The 25,116-nt window shown below is 65.0% G+C and carries 23 protein-coding genes, 3 pseudogenes and 1 riboswitch; of the genes and pseudogenes, 19 read left to right on the forward strand and 7 right to left on the reverse strand.

All coding sequences use genetic code 11. From position 1 onward, the window contains the following. Window positions 1–9: 9 nt before the first annotated feature. The 5 genes from ASE72_RS07970 to ASE72_RS07990 all read left to right on the forward strand — a co-directional run bounded on the left by ASE72_RS07970 (window position 10) and on the right by ASE72_RS07990 (window position 4,947). Window positions 10–690, forward strand: coding sequence for a malate dehydrogenase (locus tag ASE72_RS07970; RefSeq protein ID WP_235532297.1), 681 nt, complete (start codon window positions 10–12; stop codon window positions 688–690). 88 nt (window positions 691–778) lie between these two features. Next, complete coding sequence (locus ASE72_RS07975; RefSeq protein ID WP_019054677.1) at window positions 779–1,651, forward strand: LysR family transcriptional regulator; 873 nt, start codon at window positions 779–781, stop codon at window positions 1,649–1,651. Beyond that, on the forward strand, window positions 1,648–3,000 hold the full coding sequence (locus tag ASE72_RS07980) for a TDT family transporter (protein WP_056019368.1): 1,353 nt from the start codon (window positions 1,648–1,650) through the stop codon (window positions 2,998–3,000). Before ASE72_RS07975 ends, ASE72_RS07980 begins: the two co-directional genes overlap by 4 nt. Window positions 3,001–3,242: 242 nt before the next feature. After that, window positions 3,243–4,457 (forward strand): molybdopterin-dependent oxidoreductase, encoded by a 1,215-nt coding sequence (locus ASE72_RS07985; RefSeq protein WP_200916214.1) that lies wholly within the window; start codon window positions 3,243–3,245, stop codon window positions 4,455–4,457. A gap of 13 nt (window positions 4,458–4,470) precedes the next feature. Next, window positions 4,471–4,947 (forward strand): hypothetical protein, encoded by a 477-nt coding sequence (locus ASE72_RS07990; protein ID WP_056019371.1) that lies wholly within the window; start codon window positions 4,471–4,473, stop codon window positions 4,945–4,947. 10 nt (window positions 4,948–4,957) lie between these two features. Here ASE72_RS07990 and ASE72_RS20810 read toward each other — a convergent pair. The 6 genes and pseudogenes from ASE72_RS20810 to ASE72_RS20830 all read right to left on the reverse strand — a co-directional run. Then, on the reverse strand, window positions 4,958–5,833 hold an 876-nt coding region (locus ASE72_RS20810; protein WP_235532293.1), incomplete at its 5' end, for a chloride channel protein. Between the two features lies 1 nt (window position 5,834). Continuing rightward, window positions 5,835–6,421 (reverse strand): annotated as a pseudogene (locus ASE72_RS20815) (chloride channel protein); the annotation flags it as partial. A 23-nt stretch (window positions 6,422–6,444) separates the two neighbouring features. Next, window positions 6,445–6,521: riboswitch (Fluoride riboswitch) on the reverse strand. A gap of 240 nt (window positions 6,522–6,761) precedes the next feature. Then, window positions 6,762–7,202, reverse strand: a complete 441-nt coding sequence (locus ASE72_RS08000; RefSeq protein WP_051916165.1) for a YidH family protein — start codon at window positions 7,200–7,202, stop codon at window positions 6,762–6,764. Further along, the coding region (locus ASE72_RS20820) for an Ig-like domain-containing protein (RefSeq protein WP_235532294.1) at window positions 7,202–7,702 on the reverse strand (501 nt) is incomplete at its 5' end. The genes ASE72_RS08000 and ASE72_RS20820, both read right to left, overlap by 1 nt. A gap of 1 nt (window position 7,703) precedes the next feature. After that, window positions 7,704–8,129, reverse strand: a pseudogene (locus tag ASE72_RS20825) (molybdopterin-dependent oxidoreductase); the annotation flags it as partial. Between the two features lie 8 nt (window positions 8,130–8,137). Then, a pseudogene (locus tag ASE72_RS20830) lies at window positions 8,138–8,484 on the reverse strand (molybdopterin-dependent oxidoreductase); the annotation flags it as partial. 803 nt (window positions 8,485–9,287) lie between these two features. Between ASE72_RS20830 and ASE72_RS08015 the strand changes: the two are divergent. Continuing rightward, entirely contained in the window at window positions 9,288–9,794 is a 507-nt protein-coding gene (locus ASE72_RS08015; RefSeq protein WP_056019468.1) for a MucR family transcriptional regulator, read from the forward strand. Window positions 9,795–9,985: 191 nt separating this feature from the next. Here ASE72_RS08015 and ASE72_RS08020 read toward each other — a convergent pair whose 3' ends face one another. Then, window positions 9,986–11,431: a hypothetical protein gene (locus ASE72_RS08020; protein ID WP_156350293.1), complete on the reverse strand. Its 1,446-nt coding sequence runs from the start codon at window positions 11,429–11,431 to the stop codon at window positions 9,986–9,988. A 779-nt stretch (window positions 11,432–12,210) separates the two neighbouring features. Here ASE72_RS08020 and ASE72_RS08025 point away from each other — a divergent pair. The 13 genes from ASE72_RS08025 (at window position 12,211) to ASE72_RS20195 (ending at window position 24,818) form a co-directional block, all read left to right on the forward strand. After that, on the forward strand, window positions 12,211–14,238 hold the full coding sequence (locus ASE72_RS08025; RefSeq protein ID WP_056019383.1) for a S8 family serine peptidase: 2,028 nt from the start codon (window positions 12,211–12,213) through the stop codon (window positions 14,236–14,238). A 142-nt stretch (window positions 14,239–14,380) separates the two neighbouring features. Continuing rightward, on the forward strand, window positions 14,381–15,013 hold the full coding sequence (locus tag ASE72_RS08030; RefSeq protein WP_156350295.1) for a hypothetical protein: 633 nt from the start codon (window positions 14,381–14,383) through the stop codon (window positions 15,011–15,013). Window positions 15,014–15,025: 12 nt separating this feature from the next. After that, entirely contained in the window at window positions 15,026–15,481 is a 456-nt protein-coding gene (locus tag ASE72_RS08035) for a hypothetical protein (protein WP_056019389.1), read from the forward strand. Continuing rightward, a complete protein-coding gene (locus ASE72_RS08040) occupies window positions 15,478–15,963 on the forward strand; it encodes a hypothetical protein (protein ID WP_156350297.1) in 486 nt (161 codons plus the stop codon). The genes ASE72_RS08035 and ASE72_RS08040 overlap by 4 nt, the downstream gene beginning before the upstream one ends. A gap of 281 nt (window positions 15,964–16,244) precedes the next feature. Next, window positions 16,245–19,274 carry a MobA/MobL family protein gene (locus ASE72_RS08045; protein WP_162235469.1) on the forward strand — a complete coding sequence of 1,010 codons (3,030 nt, stop codon included), beginning with the start codon at window positions 16,245–16,247 and terminating at the stop codon, window positions 19,272–19,274. Window positions 19,275–19,516: 242 nt separating this feature from the next. Next, window positions 19,517–20,083, forward strand: coding sequence for a hypothetical protein (locus ASE72_RS08050; RefSeq protein ID WP_056019399.1), 567 nt, complete (start codon window positions 19,517–19,519; stop codon window positions 20,081–20,083). A gap of 178 nt (window positions 20,084–20,261) precedes the next feature. After that, window positions 20,262–20,780: a hypothetical protein gene (locus ASE72_RS08055; RefSeq protein WP_056019402.1), complete on the forward strand. Its 519-nt coding sequence runs from the start codon at window positions 20,262–20,264 to the stop codon at window positions 20,778–20,780. Window positions 20,781–20,950: 170 nt separating this feature from the next. Further along, window positions 20,951–21,502 carry a hypothetical protein gene (locus tag ASE72_RS08060; protein WP_056019405.1) on the forward strand — a complete coding sequence of 184 codons (552 nt, stop codon included), beginning with the start codon at window positions 20,951–20,953 and terminating at the stop codon, window positions 21,500–21,502. After that, window positions 21,499–21,768: a hypothetical protein gene (locus tag ASE72_RS08065; RefSeq protein ID WP_056019408.1), complete on the forward strand. Its 270-nt coding sequence runs from the start codon at window positions 21,499–21,501 to the stop codon at window positions 21,766–21,768. Before ASE72_RS08060 ends, ASE72_RS08065 begins: the two co-directional genes overlap by 4 nt. Window positions 21,769–22,007: 239 nt before the next feature. After that, window positions 22,008–22,532, forward strand: coding sequence for a hypothetical protein (locus ASE72_RS08070; RefSeq protein ID WP_056019411.1), 525 nt, complete (start codon window positions 22,008–22,010; stop codon window positions 22,530–22,532). Window positions 22,533–23,271: 739 nt separating this feature from the next. Then, window positions 23,272–23,790, forward strand: coding sequence for a hypothetical protein (locus ASE72_RS08080; RefSeq protein ID WP_056019417.1), 519 nt, complete (start codon window positions 23,272–23,274; stop codon window positions 23,788–23,790). Between the two features lies 1 nt (window position 23,791). Beyond that, window positions 23,792–24,451 carry a hypothetical protein gene (locus ASE72_RS08085; RefSeq protein WP_156350301.1) on the forward strand — a complete coding sequence of 220 codons (660 nt, stop codon included), beginning with the start codon at window positions 23,792–23,794 and terminating at the stop codon, window positions 24,449–24,451. Between the two features lie 148 nt (window positions 24,452–24,599). After that, a complete protein-coding gene (locus tag ASE72_RS20195; RefSeq protein WP_156350303.1) occupies window positions 24,600–24,818 on the forward strand; it encodes a hypothetical protein in 219 nt (72 codons plus the stop codon). The last annotated feature ends 298 nt before the right edge of the window (window positions 24,819–25,116 follow it).

Genomic DNA, 25,116 nt, shown 5'->3' on the forward strand with positions numbered 1-25,116 from the left:
CGCCGTGATTTGCTCGCTGCCAACGCAGCGATCTTCAAGACGCAGGGCGCAGCGCTGGACGCAGTGGCCAAACGCGACGCCAAGATCCTGGTCGTCGGTAATCCCGCCAACACAAATGCCTGGATCATTGCGCAAAGCGCACCGGGTTTCCCTGCCGAAAACATCACGTCGATGATCCGCCTCGATCACAACCGCGCGCAGGGACAGCTTGCGGCCAAGGCGGGTGTCGGTGTCGATGCGATTACAAAGCTCGTCGTCTGGGGAAACCATTCGCCGACGATGTTTGCCGACTGGGGGAATGCCGAACTCGATGGCCAAAAGCTTGCCGACCGTATCGGAAACGAGGCCTGGTACCGCGAGACCCTGATCCCCACCGTTGCGCAGCGCGGAACCGCGATCATCGAAGCACGGGGTGCGTCCTCGGCCGCGTCGGCAGCAAATGCGGCGATCGACCATCTGCGCGATTGGGTGCACGGCGCAGGCGACAATTGGGTGTCGATGGGCGTGGTGTCAGATGGCTCCTACGGTATCCCGCAAGGGCTGGTGTGCGGCGTGCCGGTGCACTGCAAAAGCGGTGGGTATGCGCGTATCGAAGGACTGATCCTCGATCCATTCCAGCGAACGATGCTTGATCGCACGATTGCCGAACTGGTCGATGAACGTGAGGCGGTTATCGACATTCTGAAATGACCGATCGGTATATCTGATTGGAATGACCGTAATCTTTGGTTGGTGCGATTGATCTCCGTTCCCTATCATTGGGGCAAGGAGATCGGGCATGACCCTGGAACAACTCAGGATTTTCGTCGGTGTCGCTGAGCGCGAGCACATGACGCGCGCGGCCGAAGCGCTCAATGTGACGCAGTCAGCCGCAAGCGCTGCCATCGCCGCGCTGGAAGCCCGGCACGGCGTGCCGCTGTTCCACCGGGTCGGCCGTGGGATCGAACTGTCCGAAGCGGGCCGCATGTTTCTGGTCGACGCACGCGCAGTGCTTGGCCGTGCCGCCAGCGCGGAACTTGCACTGGCCGAATATGCAGGACTGGAGCGCGGCACTCTGCGGCTAGTCGCAAGCCAGACGATCGCGGGCTATTGGCTGCCCCGCCAGCTGGCCGCGTTCCATGCGCGCTACCCCGCGATCTCAATCGAACTGGCGATCGACAACACCGAGGGGGCCGCGGCGCGCGTGCTCGACGGTGCGGTCGAGCTCGGCTTCGTCGAGGGTGTGATCGACGAGCCCGCGCTCGCGCATTGGACGGTCGCGAACGACCGCATGGTGCTGGTAAGCGACCGCGCAGCCGACACGATCGACGAGGACTGGATCCGCGCCGCACGCTGGATCGTCCGCGAGCAGGGATCGGGCACGCGCTCGTCGTTCGAGGAGGTGCTGCGCCAGCGCGGCGTCGATCCGTCGGACCTCACCGTGGCGCTGATGCTACCATCGAACGAGGCGGTACGTAGCGCGGTCGAGGCCGGGGCGGGCGTCGCGGTGCTGTCGCAGCATGTCGTCGCACCTGCAATCGCGGCCGGCACGTTGCACGATCTACCGCTCGGTCTGCCGCGGCGTCCGTTCTACGCGCTGCGCCATAAAGAGCGGTATCGAACGCGGGCGGCCGATGCGCTGACCGATCTCATCAAGGAGACTGGCAAGTGACCGCCGATCTGAAACCCGTTCTCGATGGCCTGAAGCCCCTCAGCCGGCTCGACTCCCCGCGCGAGATGATCCGGCAGTTCACCCCCAACTGGTTCGCCGCGACGATGGGCACCGGCATTCTCGCGCTCGCCTTGCCGCAGGTGCCGGGCGTCGGCGCATCGCTGCACCCGGTCGGCGAGGCGCTGTGGTACTTCAACATCGCGCTCTTCACGCTGTTCGCCGGGCTCTACACCGCGCGCTGGACGATGTTCGGACACGAGGCGCGGCGGATCTTCGGGCACAACACCGTGTCGATGTTCATCGGCACGATCCCGATGGGGCTGGCGACGATCATCAACGGATGTCTCGCATTCGGCCTGCCGCAGTTCGGCGCGGGCGTGATCCCGATCGCCGAGACATTGTGGTGGATCGACGTCGCGATGTCGCTCGCCTGCGGTGTGGCGATCCCCTACCTCATGTTCACGCGGCACGAACATTCGCTCGACGGCATGACCGCGGTGTGGCTGCTGCCGGTGGTCGCGGCGGAGGTCGCAGGTGCGAGCGGCGGCCTGCTCGCCCCGCATCTGGCGGACGCGCATCACCAGTTCGTCGTGCTCGCAACGTCGTATGTGCTCTGGGCTTATTCATTCGCCTGCGGTGTGGCGATCCCCTACCTCATGTTCACGCGGCACGAACATTCGCTCGACGGCATGACCGCGGTGTGGCTGCTGCCGGTGGTCGCGGCGGAAGTCGCAGGTGCGAGCGGCGGCCTGCTCGCCCCGCATCTGGCGGACGCGCATCACCAGTTCGTCGTGCTCGCAACGTCGTATGTGCTCTGGGCTTATTCAGTGCCGGTCGCGTTCGGCATCCTCGCGATCCTGATCCTGCGGATGGCACTGCACAAGCTGCCGCACGAGAGCATGGCCGCCTCGAGCTGGCTCGCGCTCGGTCCGATTGGCACCGGCGCGCTTGGGATGCTGGTGCTCGGCAGCAACGCGCCCGCGATCCTCGCCGCCAACGGCCTGGGGCAGATCGGCGCGGTAGCGCAGGGGATTGGCACGATTGCCGGGCTGCTGCTCTGGGGTTTCGGTCTGTGGTGGCTGGCGCTCGCGACGCTGATCACGATCCGCTACTGGCGCGCGGGCATTCCGTTCAACCTCGGCTGGTGGGGCTATACCTTCCCGCTTGGCGTCTACACGGTCGCCACCTTCAAGCTCGGCACGACGCTTCAGCTCGGCTTTTTCGGGATCGTCGGCACTGTCCTCACAGTGGCGCTCGCAGCAATGTGGCTGCTGGTCGGCGCCAAGACGGTCGCGGGCGGCTGGCGCGGGAACCTGTTCGTGTCGCCCTGCATCGCCCAAGCCAATTAAAGGGCCGAACTATGTGCAGCAAGGTATCTACGACNTGGCGCTCGCAGCAATGTGGCTGCTGGTCGGCGCCAAGACGGTCGCGGGCGGCTGGCGCGGGAACCTGTTCGTGTCGCCCTGCATCGCCCAAGCCAATTGATGGGCCGAACTGATCGTCCTGTCGGATCGAACCGTCGCATCCGATCGACCCGTACCGGGCAGACCGGCGGACGGGTCGCGCATAAAAGCATGACATCGAAGGGAGAATGCTGGTGGACAGCCTGGATATGAAATTGGCGCAGGCGACGAACCGCCGTCGCTTTCTCTCAGAAGCCGCGATCGGTAGCGGCGCGCTGATCGCCGCACCCGCGCTGGCGCAGAGCATGGTCGATCTGCATCTGCCAGGTGGCCCATCGGAACGGCCCATGACCAGCGCGTTCCCCGGCAAGGGCAACATGATCCTCCAGCGTATCCACCCGCCGTTGCTGGAAACGCCGATGAGCGTGTTCAATGGCGACGTCTTCACGCCGAACGACCAGTTCTTCGTCCGCTGGCACTGGGCCGACATTCCGACCGCGATCGATGTCGAGGCATTCCGGATCAAGGTGCACGGCGCGGTCACGCTGAAGCTGCCGCGCGTCGAGCTGGCGGCGATCAACCAATGCTCGGGCAATTCGCGTGCGCTGTTCCAGCCGCCCGTCGCGGGCGCGCAGTGGCGCCACGGGGCGATGGGCAACGCCAAATGGCTAGGCGTGCGGCTGCGCGATGTGCTCGACATCGCCGGCGTGAAGCCGGGCGCGGTCGCGGTACGGTTCGGTGCGCTCGACCAGCCGGTGGTTGCGGGCGCACCGGATTTCGCCAAGTCGCTGTCGATCGACCACGCACGCGACGGCGAAGTGATGCTCGCCTTCGGGATGAACGGCGAACAGATGCCGCTCCTCAACGGCTTCCCGGTCCGGCTAATCGTACCCGGCTGGTATTCGACCTATTGGGTCAAGATGCTGAACGACATCGAGGTGCTTGCCGCGCCCGACGACGGTTACTGGATGGCTAAGGCGTACAAGATCCCTGACACTCCAKGCGCGAACGTGCGGCCTGGCCAGAAGGATTTCCCGGCCGTCCCGATCAACAAGATGATCCCGCGCAGTTGGGTCACGAGCCTCGACGAAGGGCAGGCGATCGCGTTCGACCGGTCGATCCCGCTGGGCGGCATTGCGATGGGCGGCGATTGCGGCGTCGCCAAGGTCGATGTGTCGACCGACAACGGCAAGACCTGGTACAAGACGACGCTCGGCCCCGATCACGGCAAATACAGTTTCCGCCGCTGGGACGCGCAGGTGCCGCTCACGCATGCGGGTCCGACCAGACTGATGTCGCGCTGCTGGAACACCGCCGGCATCGCGCAGCCGATGACGCCGATCTGGAACCCGGGCGGGTTCATGCGCGGCAACATCGAAACCACCAACATCGTCGTCGGCTGAGGAGCGCTCCCCCATGAAAACGCCTTCCATCGGCACGCTGTCGTTCGGGTTCGTCGGCGCGACCGTCGTTCTTCTGCTCGCGATCGGTGCCCCGAACAGCCGCGTCGCCCCGCCGCCTGCCGCCCCGACCGCACCACCGCCGCCAAGCGTCTCGGCGCGCGGCTTCTCGCTGGTGTCCACTACGGTCGATCTCCCGACCGACGAAGGCCAATATCCCGCCGGCCCGCATGCCGACGTCATCAACGCCAACTGCACCTCGTGTCATTCGGCGAGCATGGCGCTGAACCAGCCGCCACTCTCTTCCGATCAGTGGACCGCGGAGGTCACCAAGATGCGCGAGGTCTACAAGGCTCCCGTTGCACAGGCTGACGTGCCGGCGATCGTTGCTTATCTGACCGCCATGAGCGCAAAGCAGCCGGGCGCCGCGAAGGGCAAGGCGCAAGACCCCGATCCGAAGGCTGCGCCCGACGTATCGGGGGGATCAGGCTAGGCCCATCAACTCACGGCACGCGGTTCTGCGCGCGAAGTGCTGTGCAGCGTGTACGTGTCTCGCGCAGTGTTGCATTGGGGGCAAGGCCGTTCGCGGGCACCTTGGGTATCGCAACGCGCTGCGACAGGTAGATGCCGTTGTGGCCCGAGCAGAGATAGGCCACGAAACAGGCGACGGCGATCGGCACCGCATAGCCGGCGCCGAACAGTTCGATTCCCATGAAGGTGCAGGCGAGCGGGGTATTGGCGGCCCCGGCAAAGACCGCGACAAAGCCGATCGCGGCGAACAGGCCCGTCGGCACGCCCAAGAAAGGCGCCAGCGCGTTACCGAGCGCTGCGCCGATGAAGAACAACGGCGTGACTTCACCGCCTTTGAAACCCGCGCCGAGCGTAACGACGGTAAACAGGAGCTTGATCGCCCAACTCCACGGATGCGTGTCCGGTCCGAAGAAGCTGGCGATGGTAAGGCTGTCGGGCCTCGCTGCCAGGACACCCAGGCCCAGATAGTCGCGCGTGCCGAACAAGAAGACGAGCGCGATAACGAAGACCCCGCCGATCACTGGACGTAGCGGACCATAGGGAACAATCCGCTTGAGCCATCCCCCGACCAGGTGGTTGGCTTCGGCGAAGGCCAGACCAACCAGTCCGAATATGATCCCCGCAACACCTGCCTCCGTCACGAGCAGCGCATCGACCGGTATCGACGCGCCGATCGGGTAGACACCGTGATGGATACCCCAGGCGAGGCACGTCCAATCTCCGACCAGCGCCGCAACGAGGCAAGGCACTAGCGCGGAGTATTCGACGCGGCCGATCGCCAGCACTTCGAGCGCGAAGACCGCGCCTGCGATCGGCGTGCCGAAGACCGCGCCGAACCCGGCTGCGATNAGCGCGGAGTATTCGACGCGGCCGATCGCCAGCACTTCGAGCGCGAAGACCGCGCCTGCGATCGGCGTGCCGAAGACCGCGCCGAACCCGGCTGCGATMCCCGTCWTCAACAGGATGCGCGTGCCGCCCGCATCGAGGCGGAGCGCGCGGCCGAAACCGCTGGCAAGGCTTCCGCCYAATTGGACGGCGGTGCCYTCACGTCCGGCCGAGCCACCGAAAAGATGCGTCACCACTGTGCCGAAGAAGATGAGCGGCGCCATCCGCAGAGGCACCCCGCCACCAGGCTCGTGGATCTGCTCCACGATCAGGTTGTTGCCGCCCTCCACCGAGCGCCCGGTGAGATGGTACAGTAATCCGACAACGAACCCGCCCACCGGCAGCAGATAGAGCAGCCAAGGCGACGCAAACCGCAGTCGCGTAACGGTATCGAGACTCAGCAGGAACGCCGCACATAGCGTCCCGACGAGTGCCGCCATGGGCAGCAAGATCAGCGCCCAGCGCAGGACAGAGATCGCATGGTCGTGACGATCGCGCATGAATGCCGCGACGTTCAGCGTGCCGACGAGATTGCGAAAGGTAGCGCGCACAATTCCTCCTTGCTGCCTGAAGGCGCCAAGTAGGAATCATCAGCTCTTATCAGAGCGGTTCGGCCAAATTGCCCGGCAGAAATCCATTGCCAAAGTCGATCTATGAGACGTTTGCCCCAACCGTCAATGGGCATGTTGGTCGGGCAAATGCTCGGACCGGGCAGTCGGCAGCGTCTATCTAAGCCCGTTATTATGTACCGACCCCGGGTACGCTGCATGCGGGACCGATCGGCTTTGGCCCACGTCGTTTTTGGGCTTCGTCACAAGGGGGTGATACCGCACGAAAGCCGCGGATGCGCTGCGGGGTCTGATCGGCTCGCAGCAAACCTAGGGATGGCTGCTACGAGCGTGCCGTCCAGATGCCGACGAGCGCGGCCAGTGACACGAGCATGAGAAACCCGTTCATCACTAGGAGCAACGTCGCTGGCAGGCGCTTGATGTCCGGTCGTGGCGGCGGGGCGCCTGCGCCCATCTCTCGCCACACCGCAGCGGCGAAGCAAAAGGCGCTGAACAAGATCAGCATGGTCCCGGTCGCCGTCGCCAGCCACGGGAACACGACGTCCTTGAGCAGCGCGCGCGCGCCGATACCGGAAGCGAGCGCCGCCAGTCCGGTACGTACCCAGGCAGCATAGGTGCGTTCGCCGGCGAGGATTGTGCGGTCCGCGGCAAGCTCTGTGCGACGGTCGGCGCTGTCCACCTGCTGGACTGCGCTGTCCTTCAGCTTGCTCGCGCTCTCGGCCAGCTTCGCATGGGCCCGATCGGCGTCGTGCGGCGCGTCCATCAGCCAGCGGTAACGGCGATGCGATGCCAGGCAGTCGAGAGATAGCCGGCGAAGTTCCAGATCGCCTCGGGCCGTTCGGGCTGCATCTGCCCGGCACCGTCAACGGCGCGCACGATCAGGACGTGGAGTCCGGGAGACAGATCGACCGTGACGTGCCACTGCGTCCAGCTCCAAGGCGCATCGGGTTTTGCAGTCAGTTCCGCCTGCAGCCAGTCGGTGCCGCCATTGACGGAGACCTCGACGCGCGAGACCGCTCGGCCGAAGGCGACCGCATAACCCGCGATTTCGCACGCGCCGGCGCTGACATGCGCGCCGTCCACCGGCGCGCAGATCGCAGCATTGAGCGGCATCTCCTCGATAGTCAGACCCCGATCCCAGTCCGCGTCCTCCTTCGCTACCGATGCCGGAAAGAGCTTGTAGTCCTTGGCCTGGATCGGCGCATCGGACGGGCGATCGCGCACCTCGATGCGCGTCAGCCACTTGGCGCTACGAACGCCCGCNCGGAAAGAGCTTGTAGTCCTTGGCCTGGATCGGCGCATCGGACGGGCGATCGCGCACCTCGATGCGCGTCAGCCACTTGGCGCTACGAACGCCCGCATAACCCGGCACGACGAGCCGCAGCGGTGCGCCATGTTCGGGGGCCAGCGCCTCGCCATTCATGGCCCAGACGATCAGCACGTCGGGCTCTAGCGCCTTGGCGATCGAGATCGAGGCACCGAACGGCGCCGTCTCACCATCGACATCCACGTTGTCGGCCCCCGTAGTGCCGACGAACGACGCGCCGTCCTGGATGCCGGCTGCGGCGAGCACGTCGCACAGTGCGACGCCGGTCCACGCCGCATTGCCGATCGCGCCCACGTCCCAGGGATCGCCCGAAGTCTTTTCCACGTCTTGAAGATGTGCCCGACGATTGCCGGCGCACTGCATGGTCGCGNGCCGCATTGCCGATCGCGCCCACGTCCCAGGGATCGCCCGAAGTCTTTTCCACGTCTTGAAGATGTGCCCGACGATTGCCGGCGCACTGCATGGTCGCGGTCACTGTCCGGGTCGCAAATGCCGTTTGAAGTTCGGCAACCGTGTAGGAGCGCGGGCGGTCGACTAAGCCGTCCAGCGCTATACGATGATCGTCGGCCAGTTCCGGCGTAGGTCCGTGGCTGCGGATGTAGAAGTTCGCCTGCGGCGTCAGGAAGGACGTGATCAGTTTATCCGGGGGCGTTTCCGCATTGAGCGGCTCCGGACAGCGGAGGATCAGATTCTGTTCGGCGCGATCGGATGCGGTCATGCAAGCGGCCTACCATGATGAAATCAATAGCGAAATCGATCGTTTGGCTGGACGATGTCACCCAGACTCTTTCGATAGCCTATCCCTTTCTAGACGGGGGGAGCGATCGCCATGCCGTCGCGCAAGAGGCGCCGAGTGCAANCCGGGCCCCGCATAGGCGCCCGCGACGAGGTGGAGGATCTCATGATGAAATCAATAGCGAAATTGATCTTTTGGCTGGACGATGTCACCCAGACTCTTTCGATAGCCTATCCCTTTCTAGACGGGGGGAGCGATCGCCATGCCGTCGCGCAAGAGGCGCCGAGTGCAAGACAGCCTTTCCCGTAGATCGACTCAATGTGGCTGAGCTTGCTACGACGGCTTTGTCCCAAAAGTCGTCGCTAGGCACCAGGGATGACGGAAAACCCTATCGCCATCGCAGATGCGCGACAAACGGGTGTTTTNACTCAATGTGGCTGAGCTTGCTACGACGGCTTTGTCCCAAAAGTCGTCGCTAGGCACCAGGGATGACGGAAAACCCTATCGCCATCGCAGATGCGCGACAAACGGGTGTTTTGCGTCATACGGGCCGAGCTATCAAAGCGTAGGCCGAGCGCCGGATGTGTTCGAGTGGTGACCAATCCGCGGGTGAGTTCAATCGTCGTCGATCAGGAGTCAGCTGCACATCCGCCAATAACGGGCGCTAGCATCGGTGCCAGCGGAAGGGTCAATTTGGCCAACACGTCAGACGACATCGCGCGCAGTCTGAGATTGCCAGAGACCAATCCAATACCTAGATGCGCGTTCAGAAATGGAGCCTTGCTATGTCTGACACTACCCTCGATCTGAGTCCGGTCGAACTCGCCACGGAATTGACAATCGCCTGGTTAGCCAACCCCAACACGCGCACCAATGCTGACGACGTTCCGACCTTTCTGAACAAAATGTACGAAACTGTTTCGACGCTGGTCGGCGGAAACGCGACAGCGGCTGAGCCCGAAGCGCCCGCCCAGGAGTATACCCCGGCAGTGACGGCGCGTAAGTCGCTTGCGAGCCCCGATCACATCATCAGCATGATCGATGGCAAGCCGTACAAGACGCTGCGCCGCCACCTCGCTACTAACGGCATGACGCCTGTGGAGTATCGCGAGCGTTATGGCCTGAAGGCTGACTACCCGATGGTCGCTCCTACTTATTCGGAAGCACGTCGCACAATGGCCAAGAGCATTGGCCTGGGTCGCAAGCCTGGCCAGACGAATGCAGCCAAAGCAGATGCCAAGCCTGCTCCGGCTTCGCGCAAGCGCAAGACCGAAGAAGCAGCAGCAGAGTAATTTATGGGGCTAGCTTCCTCGAAACAGGGAGCTAGCCCATGACTACGTACCCTTTACCGCTGACCGTACAGTGCCAATCAACGTTGATATCTATATCGTGGCCTTGCCGTGCGATGACGCGAATTGTCTCAGAACCCGTCCCCCATCGGGTCTTTCCCAAATTAGCTCTTTGAACAGGGCAAAACGGCGAATCACTGCTGAGCTATGCAGCCAGACCCGAGCGTTTCCGGTACCGCGACGAACCGCTTACCGACCGCCACATCAAGGTGTTCGAACACCCGGCGCCGCATCATCCAGGCCGGCGTGTCATCAACCGGCCCGGACCGGCCCGCCTTGGTCAGAAACAAAGAAACGGCATCGATGAACTGATCATCATGCCCGGGGTGTTCCGATGTCTCCCCTGCGCCAGAAGCGCGAGCACGCGATTTCCGAACGGAATAGTGGTCGGCGTCCTGAAGGACCGCGCTACGAAGCGCGTCCACCAAGGCACGAGAACGCCCCTTCCAGCTCGGCCGCAGGGTGCGGTCATGAAAGTCCGGCATCGATACTCGCGGCTGGGCATCAGCCTCGCGGGCACCCGCTATGGCACCGCGCAGCAACGTCTCCAACTGTTGCTCCATTTGCGCCAACCGCATGGCCGCCAATCCGACGATCTGAAGCGGTAGCAGGTCGGCATACCAGATCTGGCTCATCTGCTTATTGCCGAAAGCGTCGTCCGTCTTATCCTGCCAAACCTGTTCCAGAAACGGGTTGGCGGTTTGAATGCTGCGAACGCGAGCTTTCCGGACCACGGTATCGAGCGCAAACGGCCCATCGGTCGCGTGGAGATGGCGGGCCTGGTCTGCCGCTCTCGCACGAATATCCTGAACCGCGGAAAGACGGCTTTTCGGCCTGGTTTGTGCTGCCCCCCCATCCCCACTGGTGCGATAGGCGTCGATGAACTGACGCAGCGCGCGATCGATCGGCCGAAACACCGAGACCAGCGTCGATGCCCGCATCCGCACGGCCGCGCCGTTGACCAGCCATCCCATAGGCCGCGTCATGGATCGCCGTGCGCGTGCAGCGGTCGCCTGGCAGTCGAACGCCGCCCAGATCAGCGCCATGCGGGTCAGAATGCGGATCGCGTCCTCATCGTCGAGCACCGGCGACACCCGGCGTTCGGCGATCATCGCCAACGCAAGCGCATGCTGACCGCGTACGACCGCGGCAAAGAATTCGGGATCCGTACGCCGGACAGCCCATAGTTCATCGGCAAACCCCGTCAGGGCATCGAGCGGTGTGTCCCCGCCCGCCCAACCGCGTACACAGGTGTCGATCAGCGTCTCGTTGCCATCGCGTGCCATCAGCCATCGACACAAGGCTTCGAGATCCTCGCGTGTCTCCGGCAGACGATCGGCGGGCAGCTCGAGGTAACGAGCCGTCAGCACGGCCATTTGCAGATCGTCCCATCCCTTTGGCCCGAACAGCAGCGTCCGCATCTGTTCGGGCGTCAGGTCGTTGCCGAAAATACTGTCCCGCAGCTGACCGACCGTCTGGTCAAGATCGAACCCGGTCTTTGCGAGCGCGACCAGGACCTCACGCGCAAGGCGCACGAAATTGACCGATAGTAACCGGACGAGGTTCTTCTCCGCCGCCATGCTCAACCCGCCTTCCCCGCTTCGCATCACATGAAGCATAATCTTGCTTACGACTTTATGCCGTGTTGCGAAGGTCGGAGGATCACGACTTCGGGAACAAGGCGATTTTGAGCGCTTCCTTCGATCGTGCCCCGGCCTTTCGGGCGACGCGAGAACTCGTCCGATCGCATCACGCGCGGGTGTTGCCGCGCCTACGCGAGCAGACCGGCCAATACCCAATCGCACGAAGTTATCGCCTGCCGGACGATGAGCGCTTGAGATTGTTAACCCGCTCGGCGTACAGCCGTAGCGTTCGCCAGTAGGCGGACCGAGGCGTGGAAACCTCGTCGATAAGTAGCCGTATGCCCGGCCCGAACCAGTTTCGGCCGGGGAGCGGGCGTGTATGTCCAAGGCGCTTCGGGGCCTAAAGACGCTCGCGCCTGTCTTATCGCAGGTTTCCAATCCCCGGCTCACGGGCCGGCACCGCCTCGTAACTTTTTGGGGCGGTGCCGCCGGCTGGTTTAGTCGACCGGTACCGACACGAACGGGGGTTCGGTGCGGGTATGTGCGACAATGGCCGTAGCAAACGGCTCACCATCATCAAGACGATCGCGGTCGTAACGGCACCGATGTTGCTGGCCGCCTGTGGCGGCGGCGGCGGTGTCAATTCGTCCGGCAGCAACGGGCCGCCACCTGGAACGCCGACGCCAACGCCTGCCCCAACCCCGACACCCTCCCCCACTCCAACGCCGACCGCCGCAGACAGCGCCGAGTACAAAGCCTCGGCAAGCGCCGCGGCCATGAAGGCGGCCTATGCCTATGACCGGGGCGTCACCGGTAAGGGGGTGACGATCGCCGTCATCGATACCGGCATCGATACGAGCGGCATCGAGTTCGCAGGGCGCATCTCCGCGGACAGCACCAGCTTCGACCAGAAGATTGCTCGCTGCGCGACCTGCGCCAGCGAGACCGTCCGCTACGACCTGAAAGACATTCAGGGCCACGGCACGCAGACGGCTGCGATCGCGCTTGCCGCCCGCGATGGCCGCGGCATGCAGGGCGTCGCACCGGATGCAACGCTGCTCGCGCTCAAGATCTCAGGGCCAAACCTGTCGAACGTCAGCCCGATCTCGGGGCCGGTGCCCGAGAGCGAAGGGCCAAACCCGGCACTAATCGCGCAGGCCATCACCCATGCTGTGACCAAGGGGGCCTTCGTCATCTCGATGAGCCTGAACGGCACGTCCGCGGGCCAATTCGCCGTCGATCAGCGCACCGCGATGGATCTCGTTCGCACGCAGAACCGGTTGTTCGTCCAGTCCGTCTCCAACTTCGTCGACGAGAACAGCTTCACCGGGCAAATCTCGCAGAACCTCGTCGGTACGGATCTGGCGAACAAGGACTGGTTCCTGTTCGGTATCCGCGTCGACAAGTCCCTGCAGGCTCCATCCGGCAACGGACTGCCTGGGCCGCTGGCGGACCGGATGCTCGCCGTCGTTGCGGTCGATGTCCAGACGGTCGGCAAGGATGGTGAAGCCGTCACCATCACCGGCAACAGCTTCGCAGCGCCCGCGATCGCCGGGGCGGCCGCACTCCTGAAGCAATATTGGCCGCAACTGGGCGGCAGGGAAATCAGCCGCATCCTGCTCGACACCGCCACCGACCTCGGTGCGGCCGGGGTCGACGACAAGTTCGGGGCCGGCCTGCTCAACGTCGAAAAGGCGATGCAGGCGCAGGCTCCCGCCGCGTCGTTCGCCGCCGCGCAGGCCGTGCTGGCGCGCTATGCGTCGCTGACGCTGTCGGCGCCGTTCGGCGGGGCGGCTGGCGCTGCAGCGCTGAACGACAAGGTCGGCAGCATGACGGTGCTCGACCGCTATGGGCGCGACTTCCACATGACGGGCGCGTCCGGCATCCGCGCACAGGGCTCCGGGCTGCTGGCGGGTGCGATGCTGACGCCGATCGATCCGCCCTGGATGACGGCGAGCGCCAGCGACACGCGCTTCGGCTTCGCCTCGCCCGTGACGACGACCGGGTATCTGCAGGGCGCGCGCTCGAACCGGCCGGCGGTTGCATCCTTCTCGCCGGTGCGTGGGCAGACCGTCACGTTCGGGGCGAACGTCGCGATCGGTCAGGGCAGCAGTCTCGCCGGATCACCTCTCCGCGGAATCGGCGCGACGCCGGTCGGGATGTCGTCCGCCTGGACCGGTGCCGGCTGGTCCGCGTCGTTTGCCTCCGGCACATCGCGCGATCGTCGCACGGCGCAGCGCACGCTTGCACTGGCGACACCACTGGGGGTCGGAGTGGAACTGGCCGACCTCAGCGAGCGCGGCCGCATCCTCGGCATGAACGCCGGCCCCGCGTTCGGGCTGACCAGTGCCGAGACGACGATGGCGACGCTGACGATGCGCCGGACGCTGGCCGGCGTCGCATGGTCGGCGCGCGCGAGCGCTGCCACGACGCGGGTACGCGGCGGATCCGACCTGATGCGCTTCGCACAGCCGGTGCTCGGCACCGCCTTTGCGGTCGAGGGCGCCCGCGGCCTGCTGGGCGGTATCGCGACATTCGGCCTGTCCTCGCCGCTGCAGGTCGAGCGCGCCCGTGCGACGATGCTGGTGCCGGTCGTCTACGACCTGATGACGGGCACGCTGGCGACGCGGACCGCCTCGGTCGACCTGACGCCGTCGGCACGCGAGCTGGATATCGAACTCGGCTGGTCGGCGGCACTGTCATCGACCTCGTCGCTGCGCCTGGGCGTCGCCCGCGCGTTCGACGCCGGACACGTCGCGGGCGCCACCGATACGGCCGGGTTCATGACGCTGGTGCTCAGGTGAGCTGTCATCGCGCCGCCCGGGCACCCCCCGCCGGCTGACGCATGCGCCGAGCACGGCCAAGCCGATCACGACCAGGACCTGCGACGCCGGGACGGCTTCCCGGCGAACGATGTCGCGCGTCAGCAACAAAGGACAATGCAAGATGATCAGGACGATCGCGATTCCCACGATGATGCTGCTCGCGGCATGCGGCTCTGCGACCGTGGCGAGCGAGGATGCGCAGGCGAAGACGACGGCGGCCGCGACGAAGCCGCTCGACATCGCCGGCCTCCGCCCCGGCATGAAGACCGCCGACGCGCTGGCGCTCGTCAAGCAAGGCGGCTGGGCGGTTCGCGCCAATCCCGGCGACAGCTGGGCGGAAACGGTCGAGCAGGCGGTCGCGCAACGCCTGCAGAAGCTGCCCCCCAGCTCGAAACGGACCGGCGTCTACAGCTACAGCGCCACCAAGGGCGAGGAGACCCTCTCGTTCAACATCGACCCGACACCGGATGGCGGTCGGGTCGGGCTGGTTCAGTACCGCGCGCCGCAAGCGGGCCGTACCTACGCCCAGATCCGCACCGAAGTGATCGGACGCTACGGTCCGTCGATCTATGGGCCCCGTCAGGGCGTGCTGATCGCGCCCCGCGGCAAGGACGGTGAAACCCTGTCGCTCGATGTGGACAGCACGGGCATGCATCTGACGTTGATGCCCGCCGCTGCCGCGGCCAGCGAGGCGCGCGCGGTGATCGACCGGGCGGTGACCGCCAGGGTCGGCAGCATCGGCAAGTCGTTCTGAGGAGGCCAGCGGATGCCCTACCTCTTCGGCATGATCCTGGGCGACGTGCTCGGCCGGATCGGGGTGTTCCGTGCGGTCGGTGCCGCGCTGCTGCTGGGCGGGGTCGGGTTCCTCGCCTACCGCCTAGTGGCGGCAAACCTCGATCCCGCGCTGGCGTACGGCGCTGCGGCAGCGGCACCGCTTGCCATGTTCGGTTGGGCGATCTGGCATCCGGCGGCGTCGCGGTTGCGGCTGTGGATCGTCGACGGCGTGTACCTCGGCGCGCGCCTCTCTATGTGGTGGGCGGGTCTCGCCTTCCTCATTGGCCTCGCCGCAGCCAGCTTCCGCATCGACAGGTGGCTGAGCGCGGAGTGGCCGCAGGCGGCGACCGCCGCGCTGTTCTGGCTGGTGCAGCGGGCGCTTGGCGCGCAGGTCGCCCGCTCGCACCGGATCATGGGTGACCGCAGCGTCATCGCGGTGGACGCATGAGCGGTCGGTTGGCGCGGCGGGTCATCGCGGCATGCCTGGCGGTGCCAGCGGTCGTCGCTACTGCGGACGCCGCACGTCGGCCAGTGGCGGAGCGCATTACCAGTACCGGCGCGAACGCGGCACGTCGGCCGGTGGCGCTGCAGGCGACCACGATGACCGACTGGCGCGCTGCCGGCCTTGACGGGACCGGCTGCTACTGGTCGCCGAGTCAAGGCGGTCCGATCCACTTCGTCGCCGCCGGCGCCAAGGCGATGACGCGGATCGACGGTCGCGTCGTCATCCTTAAACCGCGCCGAGGCGCACGGGACCTGTTCCCGTTCACCTACGATGCCTGGCAGTCCGCCGACCTGACGATCCGGGTCGTCGATAGCGCCCGCATCAAGGCGATGGGCTACGAGACCGTCACCACCGACGCGCTGCTAATCGTCAGCCGCGCGGGTACGACGAGCCGCCTGCACGGGTCGCTCATCTGCGGATCGTGACGGCGTAGCGGACAGCTCGAAACAAGAGGACGGCCGCTTCGCGGCCATGGAAGAGGAAAGCAGGAAAGCCAGAAAGAGCCCGGGCGAGAAGCAGAAGGTGGCAGGGTAGAAGGTTCAGGCGCAACAATGCAGATTGGCGGGTCCCAATCTGCCGTGCGCCGCCGAAGCCCTCAATTCGGGCTGCCGGCGGTGTCCTCCAGCCTGACGGCATTCCGGAAGGCGAAGACGACTGTTCGTCGGGGGTATTGCCCTTTTGAGGCCGGTCCGGGACAATGGTTAACATGGCTGACCCGGAGGAGAATGGCGAGGAACGCGCGGTATATACCCATCATGTGCAGGCGCTTCTGCGTCGGCAGCAGAAGGACGATCGCGATGCGATCGGCGCGACGTTAGGCCGCGCGCGCTTCCAGGTTCAGGGCGCAGACGGGCAGACCGCCAGTCCAACCAGGCGGGGTGGCAAGGCACAGGCCCACGAGCGCGTGGTCTGCTTCTTCACCGCCAGTCCGCTGACCGGCCGCGATCGCCAGTCCAGTGGCTTCCGGGTGCCGCACTTCGACATGAAACCGATCACCCGGACCTACGCGCCAACGAGCGCCGGTGGTCACGTCCGTCGCGGTCACGAAGGTGCGGCGATGACGGCGGCTGCGCATTTCGACTATGTCACCGACGGCGCCAAGATCGGCATCGGCACGCATATCGACTATATCCGCCGCGAGACCGGACTGCAGGACCCCGCGGACGATCTCGTGCTCGACATGCTCGACGAGCAGGATTTGCGAAACGAGAAGAACCGGCTCGCCATCTTCAGCAACATACCCGGTGGCCTGACACGCCAGCGCAGCCTGTTCGAGGCGGCAGAACGCTACGAGTCCTTGCCCCGAACGCATCAGCTGATGGCGTCGACAGCGAGTGTCGAGGGCTTCGTAATGTTCGAGCGAATGGGCACGGCACCGGGTTGGCTGCGTGCGATGACCAGACGCCTGCGCGAGAAGCGTGACGAACTGGAACGCAAGGCAGCCAAAGCGCGCAAGACGTTCAGGCATCGCGAAGTCGCGGTTGCCGACGTGACGGAACAGGAGGCCTATGAGCGCCTTGCCTGGCTCGACCAACCTCCCGCCATCCTGGGCTTGTTTAGATGGAAACAGGGCCGCACTGGCCGCGTACAGCATCGCTTCGTCGGCGAACTGCCCGACGGCCTGTCGGCAAGGGATCGTCACGAGATCCTGACGCGGTTCTGCGGCACGCTCGATGCGGACGGCTGGATGGTGGTCGGCGCGATCCACCAACCCGATCAGCATAACGACCGCCGCAACTTCCACATCCATGTCGATGGGTATGACCGGCCAGCGCGGTGGCTGGACAACGAAGGTAAGTGGGATTTCGACTATACCGAGCGCCGCAACGGAAAGCTCGTCCGGCCCTTCGCCCAGAACAAGGTGCGGTACGATGCGGCCATCGGTACGGACAACTCGGGAAAGCCGAACATCGCGGCCATGATGCGTCACCGCTTCATCACCATCGTCAACGAGGTGGTCGGTGATCAGCCGGACATCGTTCGTTATCTGCACGGTACCTATGCCGACAACGACGTCGCGCTGACGCCGCTCGAGCATATGGGCAACCGAGCCACCGGGCTGGAGCGCCGCGGGATCGTCACCGAAGTCGGATCGCGCAACGCGCGCAAGATCGTCGCCGACGAGGCCGCTGCTTGCGAGGCGCGGGCGACCGCCGCCGAAGCGGCGTTGAGCCATGAACTCGCGTTGACCCGCTCGATACTGGCACAAAACCGCGACGCGCTCACTGCGCTCGAAGCTTACGAGGCGCTGGAACGTCGGCTCATCCGACGGCGGTTGCAGGCTGAACTTGCTGACGTCGTCGTTGCCATGGCCAGGTCGCGGGCCGACGCCGTGATCCGCGAGCTGACTCCCGAACCCGGTCGCCCGATCAAGGCGAAAGCCGGTGACGCCGATCTGCTCGCCGGCGCTCGAGATCATCTCGCCGAGGTCGAACGTCATAGCCCGTCACAAGCGGAACGTGATGCCGAACGCCGTGAACTGGCCAGAACGCAGACGCGTGCCAACGCCGAGTGGAACATCGTTCAGGCAGCTACAGGGCAGTCGCCGCAGGATCGGGCCCGTGAGCTTGTGATGGTGTACCGGGCACGGGATCGCGCACAAGCACCTCCTGCCACCGCGCCGTCGCGGTACGACGACCAGAAACGCAACCGCCTGAGCGCCTGGCTTGAAAAGCACGCGAGCGACCCGGCTCTCATATTGATTGAGGGTGACGAGATACGATTGGGTCGGGCGGCGCCGCTGGCAATCGACACACTGATGCGCCAATTTGCCGGTAGCCGTCCTGTTCAGCAGTTACTCTTGCGCGAGCGTGTGCGCCGTCAGGCTGATATTGCGAAAAGGGTCCGTAAAAAGCAGCCGGTCGAGACAATCTCGACGACAGCGTCTCCGATTATGATCCCGGTCGTAGAATGGGGGGTTCAACTGTTCGTCCCGGAACCGACACTTGAGGGGGCGATATCGTCATCGGGACAGGCGCCGATATGGTTAGTTGACGAGAGCTCTGTAAACGACGTACCGCCCTCGCCCGGCCCCCATCTGCCAGATCGGCCGGCGGTCGAGATTACTACGGCGCGCGAAGAAGCGAAGATTGCCCGTCGAAAGATTCTGGCTGAAGCTGGGCGCAGCCGTAATGAAGCGTCTCTGAAAGAGGCATGGGCACATTTGATCAGGAAAAGGGCGGCGATCACCTTGGATGGCGGTCGATACGCGATCGACCTGACAATCCTTTCAGATCCGGAACGGCTGGCATTAATGCGTCCTGATTACGACAAGGAACTGCAAAGCCGGTTGCGCGAACTGCATGCCAAGCAAGAGCGCGAGCGACCTGTTTCGCCGCCGCACGTCGTTTCATCGGTGGCCCGAAAGGCTTGGGCGGCGATGGCGGCGCGACATCAGGATGTCTTCCCTTCCGGACCGCCTGCACAGATGCGAGCGGCCGTCGGTCTGCGCAGCGCCAAGCGCCTCGCCAATGCCCCGACGTTACGGGCCGCGAGAGCCATGGTTCCAGAGGCAATTGCCGGTATCACCCCGCGGGATTTGCTTGAAACCCATCACGCCGGGTCAGTTGCTGACGTGACGACGGCGAAGCCAAACCGGCCGAGGCATATTGGCGACGTCAGCACTATCGAAAAGCAAGCGCAAACGCTTGCGGCATTCCCGGGCGACGGAAAAGCAAAAGGCCCCTCGAAGCAGGTGGTTTTCGATCAGCGTGGCAAGGGGCCGCAGGAACGGTAGTTGACGCCGCTTCCGGCGACGGAACAGCCCGGGAGCAGCTAATCGCTTGTGCTGATCAAGCCCGAACGGTCCGGAGCTTGTGCCGGCTTAATGCGGGCGCGCCTCCTTCCAGGACGGCGACGATAGCGCGGCCTGCCCGGCCGGAGACGGTTTGGAAGGTGCCTGGCGGCTGTGCCGTGGAGGCGAAATGATGGTGCGGGGTCGGCGAGCAGTCCGCCACTTCCGCGCAATGAGGAACTGCTATGTATATCGTAACGCGCGAGCGCGAGCTTGCCCAGGCGCGCGCCCTGTCCGGCGCGCTGGCCATCGCCGATCTCGCCGGCTGGCGGATCGACCGCTCGGTGCCGATCCTGCCGATGCCGTTTCGGAACTATCTCCACATCGCCACGGCCGAGCTGCTGCTGGTACCCTCGATCGAACCGTCACGCGGCGATCTCGATACCGTCGAGCGCGGTACCCGCATCGCGCGGTGCGACGCGCTGGTCGTGAAGGCGTCGAGCGAAGGTAACCACACGTTGTACTGCGCGGTTGGCGAATGGCAGCGCCACGGCACCCTGTGGCACCATGCCCGCCGGCTGTGGCTGTCGAGCCGCAACGAAGCGTGGCTGGTCCCCGATCCGGACGAGCCCGAGGAAAGTGACGCCGTGTTCCGCCTGACCGGCAGCCGCCTGCGTCCCATGGTCCCTGCCCGTCTGCCCGCTGCCGCTGCCGCTGCCGCTGCCGGTGCCGGTGCCGGTGCCGGTCGCAACTTCGCGCCCGGACTGGCGCGCGGCGATGCCTATATCGCTGCCGCCTGGAGCCAACGCTGACCGAGCCGCCTGCCGGATCGGTCAAGAGCTCGCAGGCGGCATACCAACACCCTGAACACCATCCGCGGACGCGTGCCGCGTAACGGCGGGAACCCGCGCGGTTCCCGCCAGCCTGCCGGGGGCCAAGGTCGAGAGGGAGTATGGTCCCCGAACCGGGGATGAAAATCAGGAACAGGCTATGAGCATCCACAAAATCGAAACCGTCCGCCGCCACGTCGCCGCCGTCACGCAGATGCTGCTCTGCAACCGCACCATGAAGCCCGGCGCCGCCATCATCGCCGGCGATGCGCTCGGGATCGAAGGGCGCCTCGCCCTCGCCCACCAGGCGAACGTCAGCGGCCACGATCTGGTCTATCTGCATTTCGCCGACACGGCCGAAGGCTACGGCCTGACCACCATCTCGATCGTCGTCGCGCGGGACGGCATCTGTCTGGGCCAGACGGACTGCTGCCTGTACCTGCCCAAGGCCGGCGCGCGGGCGATGATCCTGCCGCAGGCCCATGTCCGCGGCCTCTTCCGCCTGTCGCCCGGCGAGTTGCTGCATATCGACCGCAAACCGGCCGATGCCAAGGACGGCATCGCCCGAGCGCGCGCACGGCTCGCCAAACTGGTATCCAGAGGGGTGAGCGTCGTTGGTCGCGCCGAGATCAACACCTACGCGCATGCAGCCTGCAACGGCGCACCGCAGTCGATCTGACGGTCCGACCGGCGACGACCCAAAAGGGGGCACTTCATTCTATAAAGCGCAGGACATGGCAAATTCGGACACCGGACATGAAATTTTCATCTGAATGTCCGAAAACGTCGATCCGTCCGCTTTATAGAGTGAGGAAGGCTATCATCTCAGCCATCGCACCGACACCGCCTGTGGTTCACGATCTCGACGACTTCTACTGCGTCGCCGAGGTCAGCCAGATGCTGGACGCCCTGACCGAACCGGACTGGAGACGGCTGTTGCGGTCGTCTCATTATCTGGCGCACGGGCACCGCATTCTCGCGGCCGACCTGCGGCAGGAGGCCTTCGTCCGCTCGCTCGACGGCCGCCGCCGTTGCCGGCGAAGCTATGATATCGTCAATTTCCTGATCGGTATCATGCGCAGCCTGACATCGCAGGAACGCGAGGCGGACCGCGACGGCCCTCACGAAGTCAGCATCGATCTGCTGTCGGTGGCGTCGGCCGCCCCATCGCCCGAGCAGGTCGGCCATGATGCGCTGCATTATCGTCGCACCATCGCCGCGGTCTTCGAAACGATCGGGTCCGATCCGAAGCTAGTCGCATTGCTGAACGCCGTCCTCGATGGTGTCAAAGGCGCCGACCTGCGGACGCGGTTGAAGGTCGATGCAAAGGGCCTCGCCTCGCTGCGCAAGCAATTGAAGCGCAAGCTGGCGAGCGCGGCTGTGAACAGGAGCGTACCGTGACCACCCGGACCGACGAGCTGACGCAGTTGCAGCGACTGGACGCTTTTCTCGAGGGTGAGGAAATCGACCTCGATGATTTGCGCCAGGAGATCAACCGAGCACGACTGCGGGTGGGTTTGCCGCCTGCCCTGCCCGTCGATGCTGATCCGGACCTGACCTCCGATCCGCACGAAGACGTGCGCGTTTTTATTCAGGACCTGATGGACGAACATGCCCCGGCCGATAGCGAGCGGGCAGACGATCCGCTCGATGGCGCGAACCGATGATCCTGCCGGTCGGCTACTTAATGATCCCGGCTTACCGCCCGGGTGATATCGACGTCACGGCGATCGTTTAGACGTTACGATAGTCTGGCGCTGCCGCTACGCCGGTAACGCCGCAAAGAGCTGGGATAAGGGTGGAGATGGGCACGTCGAGCCCCGAAGGTCGATGAAATAAACAGACCCGAAGGTGCTTGTCCGAACCAGCCGGTTCGCGACGCTCAGCTCCGGAAAAATCCAGACCTATGATCCCCCTGCTCAAGCCGGCGAACACGCTGCCGGGCGCGCTGCACTATTATGTTGCCGCCGAACTCCTCAAGAACCTGTCGATCATCACCTCATGGCCAGGCGGAGGGATGCCCGCTGACACCGTCATCCTGCCGGCAGCCCGCGTGATCCTGTCGTTCACCTGCGTGACGCAGCCAATGTTCCGGAACAAGGTTCATAACCTTGCCTGCGACTCCGCGATCGATGTCATCCTGCTGCGGTGCTGCCTGACGCCTGGTGACATCCTGCCGATCACGGCCGATGTCACGCTGGCAGGCGGCGGCCTTGCCCCCTTCGACCTGCATGACCTCAGCCTCTACCGTCACTCCGATCGCACGCTCTGGCTGGTTCCGGAAGCCTTTGGCGGCGCGATCCGGCTCGGGCACGGCGGTGCCGAGCTGTGCCTGGTACCGCCCTATGAAACGCTCGTCGAACGCGCCGAGGGCATCTACCGCTCCGCCAGCGAGCTCGCCGCCTTGCTCTATCCGTCGAAAACGAACTGATGGTCGGCAAAAGCGGCTCCAGCCCCGGAACGGGACGTCAGCGTCTGGATCGCTTGCGGCTGATGCTGCCACGACGCGCGCGCCGGTCAAGGGGCAAGGCGGTCGGCGCTATGCCGCCGCTGATGCGGCGGATGATGATCCTCGTCGTCGTCGCGCTTATCGTCTCCGCAAGTCTGGGCGTCAGGTGGCACCATCAACGTGGCGGCGACGGTGCGCGGATCGCGTTCGCCGTCGCTCGAACGATCTGCCCGACCGCAGCCCGGTTCACGAAGCGTGCAAGCGTGGCAGCAGGTGCCCACGCGATTGATCGGGCAGCATTGCGACGCCTCGTGGATCTGGTCTCGAGCGGGTCGAGATGTACCGCCCTGCCCCGGCAATCCGGATCGGCGGGGTAACGAGCAGACAAGCATCCTGAACGCCGAGCTCGTCTCGTGACCATCGCAGCTTCGGGACGATCGACACCGCCTTCCTCGAACGCCCGCACGCACGGGCGCAATAGAGACGCTGCCGGTGCGTCGGTACGCACGCACCGGGCAGCGACGACGCGAGGCGGGCGGAATGACGCCGATCTCGCTTACCAGCAGATGCTGGCCGCCCGTCACGGGCGGTAAGGCAGGTAGCGCAGGACCGGCGACGGGCCGCCCCTGCCGGGGGAGTTGGGAATGGAAGGACGTCTCCCGAGAGCCGGATGAAATGAAGGTTCGAGAGCGAGACGAACTCGAAAAAAGGCACCCGATCAATGAACACCACGAACCAGACGGCGGACACCATCGCGCGCGTCGCCCCTTCGCTCGTCCGCGAAACGCGCGTAGCGCATGACAACCTGTTGCGGCAGGTGCAGCAGCGCACCACCGAACCCGTCTATCACTACAGCATCATCAAGAACGTCGGCCACGTTCAGCTGGCGATCTCGACCTCCTATATCCCGGTCGACGACGAGACGGTTCATCAGACCCTGGGCGACGGCCGCGGCCATATCCTCATCGCGTCGTCGGTACCGCACCGCCGCCTCGCGCGGCCGGTCTTCGACATCGTCACGCGTCGCAGCGGACAGATCAAGCGCCGTAGCGGCTATCGGCTTTGGCTGGCCGCCGACGGTGACAGCGCCCTGCTTCCGGACCAGCCGGGTCGCCCGGTGTGGCGGGTCGTCGGCACCACCCTGGTGCGGGCGAAGGCTACGCGCCTGAACGAGGCCGAACGTCGCGAGGGATTTGCACGGGCCGACCGCATGCTCCGCCGTGTCGCGCGGGACGCCTGAGATGCCCCGCAAAGCAACGAACACCGCGAAACCCGCGGCATTAGACGCCGGGATGGTCGTTCCGACCGCACCCGGCGCGAGTGCCCCGGTCGCGACCCGCGACTATGCCAGCCAGGGACCTTTCGCTGGCGACCTCGACGGCAGCTTTGGGATCATCCCGTGCACCTTCAAGTGCAGGCCCAACCGCATGGTCGATGTCGTCCACCGCCGCCTGGTCCAGTTCGGTCGACCGATGGTCGAGCCCTTGGCGCCGACCTGCACCCGCTTCGACGTGATCCTGCCGCCGCATGCGCCTGACGCCTGTTACGATCCGCTAGTGCTGGCACGGTTGATCGATGCGCAGCGCATGCCCGACCAGCAGGATCTCGCAATCCTGATCACGCTGCGCTTCGAGCATCACGCCCTGCTGCACCGCGGATGGGAACTGGCGCGCGGCTTTGCGCTTCGGTGCCTTGCCACCGAGCGGGATACGCCGGTCGTGGCGGCGATGCACGTGCCTCAGGTCGCAGGCCGAAAGCTCAAGCCCCACGTCCACCTGATCGCCTCGTCGCGGCGTATCCTCGGCTCGAACTGTGCCGACTTCGTCACCGACCTTCTTGGTGCCGACGCGAAGGTGAATGCCGCCAAGCTCTGGTCCGACTGGTGTGCCGCGCACGCCTGATCGTCAACCTGCATCCATCGCGGCCTTCACCCCCGGCAAGCGTCGTCTTGCCGGGGCCGTTGTGAATGGCCTGCCGTCTCCCCTATTGGTTTGCGATCGAGAGTAAGGCGTCAGACGCCTCCCAATAGCCGAACGGCACGCGCAGTGCGTGGAGCAGCGCTCCGTCAAGATAGATGCGGTTCTTTCGCGGCGTAGTGATGGCGTGTTCGGGGACGAACAGCAGATCGTGTGTTCGGCCCCAGCGTTTCAGCAGATCCTTGAACGCCTCGCGCAGTACGCTTTCGCGGCGACTGCCCGAGACAGCGCGCAGCCGATCGAGATCTGCGCGGTATTCATTGATCAGCTGTCGGCTCGCGCACCCTCCTGAGAAGCCGCATGGCCACAATACGAAGCTAGCAGGCCGAAAACTCGATGTCAGCTTTTGTCGCTCGAGCGCAGCTACCTGAACTTCTGCATTTCCCGAGTGGGCCCGCAACTCGAGTGTGAACGATCGGCGCTAATCGAGAAGCCGTCACGCTTATCTGAATGTCGCGCTGTGGGGCCGGACGTGGGAGAGCTGGGTTAGCGCGGGTTCCAACAGACCATGCGTTCCACACCGTGCGCTGACGGCTCGGTTCTGCTGGAAGCCGTTAATCAAATGTTGAGCCGGGACAGGCGGCTTCGTC

The sequence above is a fragment of the Sphingomonas sp. Leaf20 genome (genome assembly GCF_001421535.1).
Lineage (GTDB): Bacteria > Pseudomonadota > Alphaproteobacteria > Sphingomonadales > Sphingomonadaceae > Sphingomonas.